The sequence below is a fragment of the Brevibacterium sp. XM4083 genome, assembly GCF_006489205.2.
Classification (GTDB): Bacteria; Actinomycetota; Actinomycetes; order Actinomycetales; family Brevibacteriaceae; genus Brevibacterium.
Genome location: NZ_VFYR02000002.1, coordinates 1 through 13,031, shown reverse-complemented (window position 1 = coordinate 13,031; position 13,031 = coordinate 1). Strand labels below are relative to the sequence as shown.

The following is a 13,031-nucleotide window of genomic DNA, read 5'->3' as shown; positions in this document are numbered from 1 at the left end:
GATCAGGTGCTCGAGTTCAGGTGCTCGGGCTCAGGTGCTCGAATTCAATTGCTGCGGCGCTGGACCAGCCGCACCATGGCGGCACCGACGCCCGCGATGACGGCTCCGAGGACCGCCATCCACCACATCGCCCCACCGGTGCGCGGGAGGAAACCACCGTCGGCATCGCTGCTGGTACCGGAGCCGTTGCCGTCGGCGTTCGCGGTGGAGCCGCTGCCGCCTGCAGCTGCTGTGCTGCCGTCTGAGTTCGCTGAGCCGGCCGCGCCAGCTCGCGCGTTCGCGTTGGCTCCGGCGTTCGTGTCCGCTCCAGCGTGAGAGTTCGCCGCCGCATCGGAGTCAGCGGCGGTGCCTGCACCGGAGTCGGACTGACCACCCGCGTCGGACTGCCCACCGGAATCGGAGCTGCCGTCCGTTCCCGTTCCGGCGGACCCCGCCGACCCGGCGTCCGCCTCGGCGTCGTCACCGCCGAGCTGGAAGAGCACGTCGAAACGCCCCTGCCGCTCACCGACGTCGGACTTGTTGCCCGAGGTCGCCTCGCGGGGGAAGACGTAGCCGATCGTCACCGGGGTCGTCTCCCCCTGGGGCAGCGGCATGTCGATGATCCGGGTCGTGCCTGCGCTCTCGAGGTCCCGGATCGACGACCGACCGGTCTGCCAGTCGATGAGCAGGTCCGAGTAGAAGTCGTCGTCGATCGTCGGGGTGAGAAGCTCGACGTCGACGATGCTCACGGTCAGGGTTCCGTCGGTGGGCCCGTCGTTGCGGACCATGATGGTGCGAGACGTCGAGTCGCCGGGGACGGCGACGGGAAAGCCGACGAAGCTCTCCGTCGTCGCATCGCTGTAGCTGCTGCCGTCCCACGAGAGCTGAATGGCTCTGCTGTAGTCAGCGCCAGCGGCGCTGTAGCGACCACCTGCGGCGCGGTATTCACCACCGGCGGCGCTGACCTGGGCTGCAGTGGTCGATGCGTTGGGCGCGCTCAGTCCGGTCGGCCCGGCGACGAAAGCAGAGTTCACTGCTGTGCTCAGAGCAGTGGCACCGACCGCAGGCGTGCCGGTGCCCAGGAGGCCCGTCAAGAGGACGACGGCTCCGGCCACGAGGACACGAGTGCGGGTCACGGCTGCTCACCCCCGGGCCGGAAGGTCTCGTAGGCGAACGTGATCTCGTGGGTCGGTTCCTTCTTCGGGTCGAGGCCGAGGCCGACCCTCGCCGACCAGGAGTCCTTCGCCTCGACCTCGGTGCCTGCCGGATCCTCAGCGGTGACAGTCGCGGTGTTCTCGTACTCGCCGACCGTGCCGTTGTCGGTCAGCGTCGCCGTGACACACCAGTATTCGGTCGTCGGGGTCGTCGTATCCGAGTAGTCGGCGCTCACCGGGGTCGAGGTGAGCTCGCCCTGTGCGGCGGGAGCGTTTGCGACGGTGCAGTCGCCGGGTGCCTTGACGGGGAAGACGATGACGTCGGAGGCACCGAAGATGCCGTCGGACCACGCGGGCGGGGTGAGCTCATAGCGCAGGCCCTTGTTGCCCTGGCTGAGTGAATCCGTCTGGAGCGGAATGGCGACTTCGCCGTCGCGGATGAGGGTCTCGGCATCGGCGGGACCGATGCCCACCGTGACTTGCCCGTCGGTGGCCGGCTGGGCGTCGTCGACGCGGCCGGCCGCGAAGTATTCGTAACCGCTCGCGATCTCCCCGTCGCCGTGGGCGGTGTCGGACCACAGGGCGAGAGAGGTTCCACCGGCGCCGATGAGGATGCCGAGCGCCGCGAACGCGCTGAGGATCGCGGCCGTGCGGTGCTTCGTCATCGTCGGTCTCCTTCCTCACGGGTCTGGTCGAGGGTGAAGGCGAAGCGTCCGAGGTCGGCGACCTGGACGGGGCTCTCGGCGGTGAACCGGTCGGAGAGGTCGGCGAAGTCGAGGGTGACGCGCACGGCGAAGTCGTCGGTGCGTCCCGCGTCATCGGTGACGAGGAGTTCACTGGGGTCGTCAAGCGTGGTCTCGGTGCCGATCGGTGCGGGCTCGCCGAGGCGGTTCCCGGCGGCGTCGAGCACTTCGTAGGTCCCCGTCACCCCGTCGGGCAGAGCGGCAGGGTCCGCCCAGTTGACGGTGATGCCTGCGACCATGTTGTCGCCGGTGAGGTGGGTGGTGAAGTCCTGGGTCATCGCAACGGAATCGCCCTGGCGGACGAGGAAGGCGTCGGGGTCGATCGTCCGGCCACTGTCGGTGACGTCCGGTGAGGTCTCACGCCACGTGGTCTCACCGGCGGTGACGTCGAGATTTCCGGAGACGATCGCTGCCGGCGCGGCACTGCCCGTCGTCTTCCACAGCGCCATGGTGCCGCTGCCCACCGCGGTTCCGGCGAGCAGGACGCCGGCGGCAAGGAGCGGCAACCGCCAGTTCGTCCTCGTCATGTCGTCTTCTCCGTCTCGGGGGTGCGTGAGTTCTCGATCGTCGATGGGCCCGCGTCGGCTGCCGTCGCCGCCTCCGGACGCGTTGGTGGAGTCTGCGCCGCTGTCTTCTTCTCGCCCCGGCGTTCGATCGCGCCGGAGACGAGGGCGTATGCGGCGTAGGCGATGAGGACGAATCCGATGCCGGCGACGAGGAGACCCTTGTTGCCGCCCACGGCCTGCTGGACGTACCCGAGCTTGGGGATCGAATAGAGGACCTTGCCCATCACCTGCGCTTCGACGATGGGTTCGTCGTCGTCGCCGTTGGCGTCACCGCGGGTGACGTAGGTGCGGCCGTCCGCGGAGTCGGTGACGGCGACGACGCGGTGGGTGATGAGCATGGGAACGTTCGAGCGGGGCTGGAACGTCACCGGATCGCCGATGCGGTACTGGTCCTGGGGCACCGAGACGACGATGTCGCCGGGTTCGTAGGTGGGCTCCATCGAACCCGTGAGCACGGTCAGCGCCGCTCCGTTCATCACCTTCGGAACGACGCCGACCGCGACAGCGAGAGCGAGGAAGCCGACGAGGAGGATGGCGAACCCGCCGGACGCCAGTCCGCGTGCGAATCCCGAGGTCCGGGCCATGGTGCGCTCCTCTTCGTGTGTTCTCTGCGTCTCTCGGATGTGCCGCGTGTCCGCGGCGGGGTGTGTCAGCCGTGCCGCGGCTCAGCGGTCCTGGTTGAGCTGGATGGTCGAGCCGGCGAGGGCGGCCTGCTGCTGCACGAGCTCCCGGTTCGGGGTGGACTTGTCGAATTCGGCGGTGACGACGACATTGAAGTCGGCGGTGCCGTCGACGGCTGTGCCGGCAGCGACCTGGTTGGAGCCGGGTGCGGTGTTGTCGGGCGAGACGAGGGTGACCTCGACGCCGGCGTTGTCACCCGAGGCGATCTCCTTGCCGCTGGCATCCTCGACGGTGTACTTGAGGCTGAGGCCTTCGGCCAGTGCGCCTTCGAGCTCTCCGCCGCCGGCGAGCTTGAGCTTCGCGACCATGTTGTCGCCTTCGAGGCCGACGTCGACACCGTACTTGCCCTGGACGGTATCGCCCGGGATGATCTTGAAGGTCGCGAGGTCGATCGCGTGGGGGCTGTCGGCGCGGTCGGCCGAGATGTCCTGCCAGCCGGAATCGGTGACGGCGACATCGAGGTTGCCGGCCGTGATCTGTCCGCCGTCGGCCTCTGCGCTGTCGGACCAGAGGGCGAAGGTTCCGCCGCCGAGGAGCAGGGCTGCTCCGGCCGCTCCGGCGATGATTCCGAGGGTCTGCTTCTTCACTGTTCTCTCCTTATGAGGTGGCTGCCGTTCGGCTGCACTGTCTTACTTGGTCACTGCGCCGGAGGCGGAGCAGGTCATGGTTTCGCCTGGTTTCAGGCTGGTCTTCGGGCATGTGACTGCGGTGCCCGGAAGTCTGTCGTCGACGACGCTGATGCCGTCGAGCGGGGTCTTTCCCGTGTTCGTCACGAGATAGGTCCACGTGATCGTCGTGCCGTCGGCCACCCGCTCCCCGGCGGGGATCTCCTTGGCACCGTCGAGTCCATCGGCAGTCGGGGTGTCCCATGCCTTCTTCTCGATCGAGACACCGGGCACGAGCGTCTGCTTGTTCGTCACAGTGCACTTCACGGTGTCGCCGGAGGTCACGTCGAGGCTGATGTCGCTCTTGTCGACGCTGACCTTGGCGCCGTTGACAGTGCATTCGACGGCGTCGATCCTCCAGCCGTCGGCCGTCTGGGCATCAGTGAGGATCTCCTCGATGTCGACACTCGACTTCTGCGCGGGCTTCGGCGTGGAGAAGCGGACCTGGTAGCCGACCTTCGAATTCTCCCGAGTCGTCTGCCGGTTGTCCTGCTGCAGGGTTCCCGGCGCCGAGGCGGTCACCCCGAAGGTCCATCCGGCCCCTCCGGGAGCGGTGCTGTCGGCTCCGTAGGGAAGCGTCTGCTTGGCGATCTCGATGTCCGCTCGGCAGGTGGCGCCCTTGGCGACCTTCTCCATGAGGATCGCGAGGTCTTCCCATCCGGTCTGGAAGTAGTCGGCGTCGTTGATCGACCCACCGTCGCTGTAGCCGTTGGGGCCGGAGATCGCAGCGAGGTTCTCGACGCCGCCCTTGATGCCGTCGCCGACGCCGACAGCCATGATGCGGCTGCCACCGGCTTTGATCGCGTTCGCGGAGTAGATCGCGGCTTCGATCTCGTCGAAGCTCGTCGTGTTGCCGTTGGTCGAGGTGTTGCCGTAGGAGTAGGTCGGCAGGCCATCGGTGACGACGACGGCGAGGTCGTACTTCTCGTTGGCATTCGCGACCTGCCACAGACCGCTGTCCCAATTGGTGCCGCCGCCGGCGGAATAGGCATCGATCCGGGACTTGATGGTGTCGGCATTGCCACCGGGGTCGATCGACATCGAGGGCCAGTTGCGACCGCCATCGGTGGAGTCGCGTGGCGCGTCGGAGGCGAACGTGTAGAGGGCCATCGAGGAGTTCGTTCCCCTGAGGGCGTCCACCATCCCCTTCGCCGAGTCCTTGAGGGTGCCGAGCGCTCCTGAGGTCTCGACGGAACCCGAGAGATCGAGGACGAGCGCAACCCGGAGTCCGGCAGTGCACGAGGTCTCCAATGCCGGATTGGTGCGACTGTTCTGCCAGGTGCCGGTCGAGTTGTAGATGTGCGACCGGTTCGTCGTGATCATGAAGTCCACGCCGGAGCGGTAGGTCTTTCCGGCGATGAGCTCCTTGCCCGTGACGAAGGTGTACTGTTCGGGCTTGTTGTTCGTCGGCGTGCCGATGACGAGGTTCTTGTTGGCAGTCCAGCCTGCCGGAGCGGACTCCTGGACGATCCAGAACTGCTTGTTGCGGTTCGCCTGGTCTTCCCAGCGGCACAGGACGATCAGTGTGCAGACCCGGGTCTGACCGGTCTCGGGAACCGTGAACGAGCAGTCGCCGTCGGAGTCCGAGGTGCAGGTGGCCCAGCGCTCGGTGCGCGGGCGCGTCGGAGCGCTGTCGCCGCCGTCGTAGAGGCGCAGCTTGACGCCGGCGAGTCCGGAGACGGAGTTCGCCGCAGTGCGGTCTCCGCCGACCTTGACGGTGATCACGGCATTGTCGCCGGAGGCCCGGGGAACCGATTGCGGGGCCACGGCACGCGGCGCTCGTGCGGGAGCCTCTGTCTTCTCAGAGGACTCGTCCGCCGCCGGTGCCGGGGCCTCGGTGGGGGCCGGGGACTGCGAGGGGGTCGGCGCTGCATCCTCGACCTGCGGGTCCGCGTGAGCGGCGGGAACGGCAGAGAACATCATCACCAGGATCGTGGCGATGATGACGCAGGCGTGGGTGAGCCTGGGCGCGAATCCCTGCTGGTCTCTCACGGTTCTCCTCGAGCAGTGTGGGGAGGCAACTGTTCGAGTGTAGGAATCGCGCGCGCGAAGCACCCTGGCCGAATGGACGGGTTGGGTGTTGGGAAAGTGTTGGGTTCTGTAGGGGTTTGAACGTACCCGTTCTCAGGCTTCTCCGCCGCAGTGACGGAGGTCGCATCCAGGCGGGGCCACGGGTCCTGGAATCGGGGCCACGGGTCCCGGAATCGGGCGGCCCGGGGCCTCAGCCGAGGATGTCGATGAGCCCGGGAACGGGCACCCGCGGCAGCGCTCCGGTTCTCGCGAAGCGGCCCCAGATCCGGCGCAGCTCAGGTCCGGCCACCTCGGCGGTCGTCCCGTAGTCGAGGAAGCTCGAGTCCCACACGGGACCGGGGAAGAGCAGCGGCAGGTCACCGGAGTGCGCGGCGTCGAAGAAGCTGCCGTCCCCACGGGAGACGATGAGGAGACGGGAGCCCTGTCCCCCCGACATCCGGTGCCGGTCGTAGAACTCCTTCGCCGCGCGGGTGTAGACAGCCGAGGTGATGCCGGAGATGAGCGATTCGAGCATCGGTGAGGTCAGCCGGCGTGCGTGGAGGCGGTGGAAGGCGGGGACGAACCCCGCGAAGAAGGCGATCTCGCGTTCGGTGCGGGTCATGAGCACGTCGTACTCAGGTGCCGCGCTCTTCCATGCGGCTGCGGCGTCGGCTCGCGAGGGCAGCGGGTAGTCGCCGTAGTGGACGCCGAAGCACATGCCCGCGTGGAGTCCGCCGACGAGCGCGGCCTTGTGGACCTCGTCCTGGGCGGCGAGGATCTCCGGCACGCTCGCCTCGGCGGGAATGCGCTGGGCGACGCGGGCCATGGCCCAGTTCATCGATTCGGTGCCTCCGGAGAGCCCCAAGGGCGCCGACGCCATGATCACGCGCGAGAAGAGGCCGGCGGTCGCCTCGGCGATCATCAGGTGGGCGCATGCGTCGGCGCCGGCGCTCTGGCCGGCGATCGTGACGTTGTCGGGGTCGCCTCCGAAGGCGGCGATGTTCCTCTGCACCCAGCGCAGCGCGGAGATCTGGTCGAGGAGGCCGAGGTTCGAGTGCTCGGGCCGGCCCTGGCCGAGATAGCCGAGGACGCCGAGGCGGTACGTCACGGAGACGACGATGATGTTCTGCTCGGTGACCAGGGCACGGGGGTCGTAGATCTCGGCGTCACCGGCGCCGGAGACGTAGGCGCCGCCGTGGATCCACACGAGGACGGGCAGCGCCGCCTCTCCGGTGAGGGCGTCGGCCGGCATCGTCACGCTCACCCGCAGGCAGTCTTCGCTGGTGGTCAGCCCGCCGATCTGGTCGAAGCTGTATTCGGCGTTGGGGTCGATGTGACGCTGGGGACTGGCAGGGCCGGGGCGCGTTGCGTCGATGGTGTCGACGGCAGGTTCGTCGACCGGTGGAGCGAAGCGTTCGGCGCGGGCGTAGCGGATGCCGCGGGCGCGGATGACCTCGTCGTCGACGACCGCGCGCACGGTCCCGCACGGCGCCGGGATGTCGACCCGCGCCGTCGTCGTCTGCGCACTCATCGCTGCCCGGTCCTGCACGCGTCTCGTCGAGAACGGCTTACTTCGAGGGCTCGACCGGGGGTTCAGCGGACCACGGGAAGACGATCCACTGGTCGGTGCGCTTCCACACGAAGTCGGGGTCGACGATCGACGCGGACTTCGCGTAGATGACAGCGGACTGCGCCTCGGCGCCGTTCTTCTTCAGCAGTTCGAGGACGAGGGCGAGGGTGCGTCCGGAGTCGGCGACGTCGTCGACGACGAGGAGCTTCTTGCCCTTGATCGCCTCGATGTCGAGCATCGGGGCGAGCAGGATCGGGTCGGGCAGGGTCTCCTCGACGTCGGTGTAGAACTCGACGTTGATCGCGTCGGAGAGCTTGAGGCCGAGGGCGTAGGCAAGGGCACCGGCGGGCAGGAGTCCGCCGCGGGCGATCGCGATGACGATCTCCGGGTCGTAGTCGGAGTCCGCGATGGTCTGTGCGAGATCCCTGGCCGACTGGCCGAAGGTGTCCCAGCTGAGGATCTCCTTGTCGGTGAGATCGGTCGAATCGGCGTGGTAGGCCTGGCCCATGGGTGCTCCTCGTGCGTCGGTGTGTCGGGATTCGCGAGTTCGGTGTCGGTCGGGGTGCTCTGTTGACTCAGTCGCGGTTGACTCAGTCGCGGTTGTCTCCGTCGTGGTTGTCTCAGTCGCGGTTGTCTCAGTCGGGAATCTCAGGATACGCGCCGGAGTCGCTGATCTGCCATTTGATTCCCCACAGCCACCCTGCCGATCCGACGAAGATGAGCGCCGAGGCGGCCAGACCCCACCACGGACCCGCCGATGCGGCGATCGCTCCCCCGCCCAGGGCGCCGAACGGTGCGATGCCCCAGGAGACGAGGCGGCTTGCGGCGGTGACGCGGCCGAGCAGGGCAACGGGGATCGTGCGCTGGCGGTAGGCGCCGGTGATCGCGGAGAAGACGACGGTGGCGACGCTCAGTCCGAAATAGCCGAGAACGAGGAAGACGATCCCCGGCACCGAGGTGGTCAGTGGGATGAGGAGGCCGAGCCCGGTGCCGCCGAGGACGCACCAGAACACGACCCGTCCCTCACCGAAGCGTCGGGCGATGGGGTCGGCGGTCATGGCGGCGCAGACTCCGCCGAACCCGGCGGCGCCGAGCGCCACGCCGATGAGGGAGGCGGTGAAGCCTGGGAGTGACAGGAGATAGACGACGATGACGGCCTGCTGCATGCTCAGTGCGAGGTTGAATTGGGCCCCGCTCACGACCATGCGCATGACGTCGGTGCGGCTGAGGAGGTATCGCCATCCGGTGAGGACGTCGGCGATCAGACCGGCGGCGAGTGGCCGGCGCGGGCGAGCCTCCTCGGTGCCTGCCGACGACTCCGGCCGAGTATCGCACTGTTTCTCGCGGAGGTCGATGTCCTCGTGTCGGGTGTCGCCGTCTGCCGTCTCACGGTCGGTCCTCCCCTGCTGAGGATCGTCCCAATGGCGAAGAACCGCCGCGAGCAGGACGAACGAGACGAGGTAGCCCAGCGCGGTGACGAGCAGTGCGGCGGCGGGATTCGCGAACCCGACGAGCGCACCGGCGAGAGGTGGTCCGAGGATCATCGCCGCGGACTGGCTCCACGTCAGGGCGCTGTTGGCTTTGGTGAGGTCGTCGGGGTCGATGCCGGTGGCGAGCAGGCTCGGTGAGCCGACGAGGAAGAAGACGCTGGCGATGCTGACCGCCACGAGCAGTCCGATGAGCACTGCCGGGTGCAGCATGCCGGCGAAGGCGAGGCCGACGATCGCGGCGAATGCGGTGAAGCGAACGGCTTCGCTGGTCAGCAGCAGGCGTCGGAATCCCTGTCGGTCGATGAGGACCCCGGCGATGGGTCCGACTATCAGCCAGCCGATGTCGTCGGCGGCGACAGCCAGTCCGACGACGCCGTCGTCGGCGCCGAGCGGTCCCACGATGAGCAGGGGTATCCCGACCGAGGTGGAAGCGGCAGCGAGGTCACCGCTGAAGGCGGAGGTGAAGACGCCGGCGAACCGGGACGAGCGGAAGCCCCGAGTGGTCGTCGGCGCGGTCATCGCGGCAGCTGTTCGAGATGCCCCGCTTCCTGGCTGATGTTCCCTCGTCGTTCGGGAAGGGTGTCGGTCCGCCAGTACTCCCCGGTGTGCGGATTGCGCTCGAGGTACTGGTAGTCGATGAGCTCGCGTCGCAGACGGGCGAAGTCGGCGTGGAACTGTTCGAGGTGCTCGTTGATCTCCTTCTCCGTGTAGATCCGGTCGCTGTCGACGGTGTCGCGGATGTCGAGGAGGAGGACGACGAGTGCCCGCCGCTTCATCGGGATGGCGGTGAGTCGCCCGTGCGGCATGAAAGTCCGGCGTGTCTTCGCGCGGAAGGCGTCGAGCGCGGCTGCGAGTTCAGGGTCGACGGTCACCGGGTCGGCATTCGTCGCCGGGGCGGGGGCGAGGAGCCGCTGTGAGAGGAGGGCGGCGCGGGCGGAGGTGTAGTTCTCCCCGGTCTGCGCCATGCGTTCGCGCACGAGGGATTTGAAGTCGCTGTTCTTCGTCATGGTGGTCAGTCCTTTGCCGACCGAACGCTGCCCCAGCTCAATGCCCGGTCAGGAGTTCACCGCTGACGGGTCGATCCGAGGATGTACTCCCCTTCGCCGGATGGTCTGTGTGCTGGGGTGCCAGACCGGGCTGGGCGTCGGATGCGCCGCTGAGCACGAGTATAGGTCATGTCCGGCGCCCGTGAGATGGACCGTGCGATCAGTCCTCGGCGGGTGCGAGGTAGAGCCATCGGCCCGCGCGGCGCACGAAAGCGGAGTTCTCCTCGAGGATGTGGTCGCCGAGGCTGTCGCGGTAGTGGGCGCGGAAGTGCACCGTTCCGGTGTCGTCGTTCTCCAGGCCGCCGGTGGTGTCGACGATGTCGAGTCGTGTCCAGGTGACGAGGTCGTCGACGCCGAGGTCGGCCGGCCGGGTGCGCGGATGCCAGGTGCGGAAGAGGTGGTCGGCGTTCTTCGTGGCGAAAGCGGTGAAGCGGGATCGCATGAGCGCTTCGGCGGTCGTCGGCCATCGCTGGCCGTCGAGGGCGGGGCCGCAGCATTCGTCGAAGCCGGCACCAGGTGGCATTCCGGAGCAGGGGCAGGTCATGGCTCGATGATATCGGTTGCCGAGAGATCGATGCGGGCCTGATGTTCGGACGATTTACCGGACACGGCGGGCCGGCCCATCGCACTCCGATGGCTGGCTACGGATATAGTGTGATTCGCCCCCGTGAGACAGGATCGAAACCCTCTAGGAGGAAAATTGGAATTTGAAGAGCGGCTGGCAGCACTCGCCACAAAAGTTCAGAATCAACGCGACGCAATCCAGACGGAAGAGGCCACAAAGAACGCTTTCGTCATGCCGTTCATATCAACAATCCTTGGATACGACATTTTCGATCCGCTAGAGGTAGTCCCCGAATTCACTGCAGACGTCGGAGTTAAAAAGGGCGAGAAAGTAGATTATGCGATATTACGCGACGGCGAAGTGCAGATCCTCATCGAATGCAAGAAAACAGCAGAGTCGATCAGGATAGAGCACGCGTCTCAGCTTTTCAGATACTTCTCGGTCACAAATGCTCGAATTGCGGTGCTCACCAACGGCGAAGTGTACAATTTCTACACCGACTTGGATGCACCGAACAAGATGGATTCCCGGCCATTTTTGGTCTTGGATCTGAACGATGTGGACGAGACCCTCATTCCCGAACTTCGGAAACTGTCCAAAGAAATCTTTGACCTCGACTCGGTCATCAGCGCAGCAGAAGAACTCAAATATGTCGGGGCAATCAAGAGGGAGATGGCAAGTCAGTTCCGAGAACCAGATGAAGCATTTGTCCGACTGTTTACCAGTCGAGTGTACGATGGCCGATTCACGCAAGAAGCGAAGGCACAATTCACAGAACTCGTCACCAAAGCCGCAAAGCAATACCTTAACGAGCAGGCTAACGACCGACTTAAAACTGCCTTGGGAGCAAGCTATACATCAATGGGCGCTAACACCTCGCCCGAAGAAGTGATAAGCAGTTCCGAAGTTGCTGAAGACGACCTGAACCGGGACACTGAAATTGAAACCACTCTAGAAGAACTAGAGGGTTATCAAATCGTGAAAGCTATTGCATGCAGCGAAGTAAAGCCAGAACGCGTCGCGCAGCGCGATGCCAAATCTTATTTCGCGGTCATACTTGACGACAATAATCGGAAGCCAATTGCTCGTCTGCATTTCAACGGCAAGAAGCAAAAGTATCTCGGGATCTTCGACGAAGATAAGAAAGAAACTCGGATTCCAATCGATGGAATTGAGTCCATCTATGAACATGCCGAACATATCCGCGCAACGGTTAGAAACTATCTGGACTGAACAAGAGTGACCACAACCGGCGTTATGGCGCCAAGGTGCCCATCACGCCGGTTGATCACGCTGACGCGCACATCGAGTGCTTCATTTCGGCGAACGTGCCAGTATGGAGGGATGACGACCGTTTATCTCTCCGGTGATCCCAAGTCCGATGAACTCCTCGCCGAGGATCCCTTCGCCCTGCTCACAGGCATGCTGCTCGACCAGCAGGTCCCGATGGAGGTCGCGTTCGCTGGTCCGGCGAAGCTCGCTGAGCGTCTGGGCAGGCTCGACGTCGCCGAGATTGCGGAGATGAATCCGGACGATTTCCTCGAGAAGTTCGCGGAGAAGCCCGCCGTGCATCGGTTCCCGAAGTCCATGGCTGCCCGAGTGCAGAAGCTCGCCGAGGCCATTGTCGACGACTACGACGGTGACACCGCGGCGATCTGGACTCGTGGTGAACCGACCGGCGTCGAGGTGCTCAAGCGTCTGAAGAGCCTGCCCGGTTTCGGGGAGCAGAAGGCGAAGATCTTCCTTGCGCTCCTCGGCAAGCAGTTCGGTCTCACGGCGCCTGGTTGGCGCGAGGCGGCTGGTGTCTATGGTGAGGACGGCAGCCGTCGCTCGATCGCCGACGTCGTTGACGAGGGAACTCTTCAAGAGGTCCGAGCCTTCAAGAAGCAGGCCAAGGCTGCGGCGAAGGCCGAGAAAGCAGCGAAGTAAAGTTTGGTTCGTATCGTCGGCAGTTCGCATTCAGCTGACGGTGCCCCGACGGTCTGGTCGGCTGCGGTGTCGTTCAGGTGATGGTTGCACAGCCACAAATGGTGATGGTCCCATAGCCACAGATTGAGTTGTGGCACAGATTGAGTTCGGATACAGATCGGGTTCAGGCACTGATTGGGTTCGGGCACAGTTCTCCCCTCAGATCTCAGTCTGGTGGCCGACTCGACCCGTTGGCACTCGACCCGTTGGCACCCGACTCGCCCCCGCCACCCTCATCGTGGCCGCCCGTGTCGGCGAGGTCGTCGAAGAGGGTGCTCATGATGTCCTCGGCCAGGAACCGGGGATGGAAGACCGGTTCCCGGGCAGGATCGACCGATGCCGGTGGCACCCACGCCGGGCGCCCATTGGCCATCATCCGCATCTCCCACTCCGACCGATCCATCAGATGATGATGAGCACTGCACGCCAGGGCCAGATTGTTGATCTCCGTCAACCCACCCCGGGCATGCGGGACCACATGATTGGCATCACACCACCCCGGAGGCGCATCACACCCCGGGAACGTACACCCCTTGTCACGAGCCGTGACCACCGCGATCTGCTGCTTATTGGCAAACCGTTTCTCCGTGAGCA

Annotated in this window: 14 protein-coding genes; 2 read left to right on the top strand and 12 right to left on the bottom strand. The window is 65.7% G+C overall.

Annotated features, from left to right (window positions below):
- Positions 1–44: 44 nt before the first annotated feature.
- The 11 genes from FJ887_RS05840 to FJ887_RS05790 form a co-directional block, all read right to left on the bottom strand.
- Entirely contained in the window at positions 45–1,115 is a 1,071-nt protein-coding gene (locus tag FJ887_RS05840) for a hypothetical protein (protein ID WP_137825606.1), read from the bottom strand.
- Positions 1,112–1,798, bottom strand: a complete 687-nt coding sequence (locus FJ887_RS05835; protein ID WP_137825607.1) for a hypothetical protein — start codon at positions 1,796–1,798, stop codon at positions 1,112–1,114. Before FJ887_RS05835 ends, FJ887_RS05840 begins: the two co-directional genes overlap by 4 nt.
- Positions 1,795–2,403 carry a hypothetical protein gene (locus tag FJ887_RS05830; protein ID WP_137825608.1) on the bottom strand — a complete coding sequence of 203 codons (609 nt, stop codon included), beginning with the start codon at positions 2,401–2,403 and terminating at the stop codon, positions 1,795–1,797. Before FJ887_RS05830 ends, FJ887_RS05835 begins: the two co-directional genes overlap by 4 nt.
- Positions 2,400–3,026, bottom strand: a complete 627-nt coding sequence (locus tag FJ887_RS05825) for a signal peptidase I (protein ID WP_137825609.1) — start codon at positions 3,024–3,026, stop codon at positions 2,400–2,402. The genes FJ887_RS05830 and FJ887_RS05825 overlap by 4 nt, the downstream gene beginning before the upstream one ends.
- Positions 3,027–3,107: 81 nt before the next feature.
- Complete coding sequence (locus tag FJ887_RS05820; protein ID WP_140955199.1) at positions 3,108–3,710, bottom strand: alternate-type signal peptide domain-containing protein; 603 nt, start codon at positions 3,708–3,710, stop codon at positions 3,108–3,110.
- 42 nt (positions 3,711–3,752) lie between these two features.
- On the bottom strand, positions 3,753–5,780 hold the full coding sequence (locus FJ887_RS05815; RefSeq protein ID WP_137825611.1) for a vWA domain-containing protein: 2,028 nt from the start codon (positions 5,778–5,780) through the stop codon (positions 3,753–3,755).
- 229 nt (positions 5,781–6,009) lie between these two features.
- The gene (locus FJ887_RS05810) at positions 6,010–7,329 is read right to left on the bottom strand and encodes a carboxylesterase family protein (protein ID WP_137825612.1); all 1,320 of its coding nucleotides are present in this window, start codon (positions 7,327–7,329) and stop codon (positions 6,010–6,012) included.
- Positions 7,330–7,366: 37 nt separating this feature from the next.
- A complete protein-coding gene (locus FJ887_RS05805) occupies positions 7,367–7,876 on the bottom strand; it encodes a phosphoribosyltransferase (RefSeq protein ID WP_137825613.1) in 510 nt (169 codons plus the stop codon).
- Between the two features lie 127 nt (positions 7,877–8,003).
- On the bottom strand, positions 8,004–9,377 hold the full coding sequence (locus tag FJ887_RS05800) for an MFS transporter (protein ID WP_137825614.1): 1,374 nt from the start codon (positions 9,375–9,377) through the stop codon (positions 8,004–8,006).
- Entirely contained in the window at positions 9,374–9,865 is a 492-nt protein-coding gene (locus FJ887_RS05795) for a DUF2087 domain-containing protein (RefSeq protein WP_137825615.1), read from the bottom strand. Before FJ887_RS05795 ends, FJ887_RS05800 begins: the two co-directional genes overlap by 4 nt.
- A 199-nt stretch (positions 9,866–10,064) precedes the next feature.
- Positions 10,065–10,448 (bottom strand): YchJ family protein, encoded by a 384-nt coding sequence (locus tag FJ887_RS05790; protein WP_249356765.1) that lies wholly within the window; start codon positions 10,446–10,448, stop codon positions 10,065–10,067.
- Between the two features lie 156 nt (positions 10,449–10,604).
- On the opposite strand from FJ887_RS05790, the gene FJ887_RS05785 reads away from it, so the two are divergent.
- A complete protein-coding gene (locus FJ887_RS05785; protein WP_137825616.1) occupies positions 10,605–11,702 on the top strand; it encodes a type I restriction endonuclease in 1,098 nt (365 codons plus the stop codon).
- A 111-nt stretch (positions 11,703–11,813) separates the two neighbouring features.
- Positions 11,814–12,398 (top strand): HhH-GPD-type base excision DNA repair protein, encoded by a 585-nt coding sequence (locus FJ887_RS05780; RefSeq protein ID WP_137825617.1) that lies wholly within the window; start codon positions 11,814–11,816, stop codon positions 12,396–12,398.
- Positions 12,399–12,603: 205 nt separating this feature from the next.
- On the opposite strand, the gene FJ887_RS05775 is transcribed toward FJ887_RS05780, so the two are convergent.
- Positions 12,604–12,840 carry a hypothetical protein gene (locus FJ887_RS05775; RefSeq protein WP_250786169.1) on the bottom strand — a complete coding sequence of 79 codons (237 nt, stop codon included), beginning with the start codon at positions 12,838–12,840 and terminating at the stop codon, positions 12,604–12,606.
- Positions 12,841–13,031 lie beyond the last annotated feature (191 nt).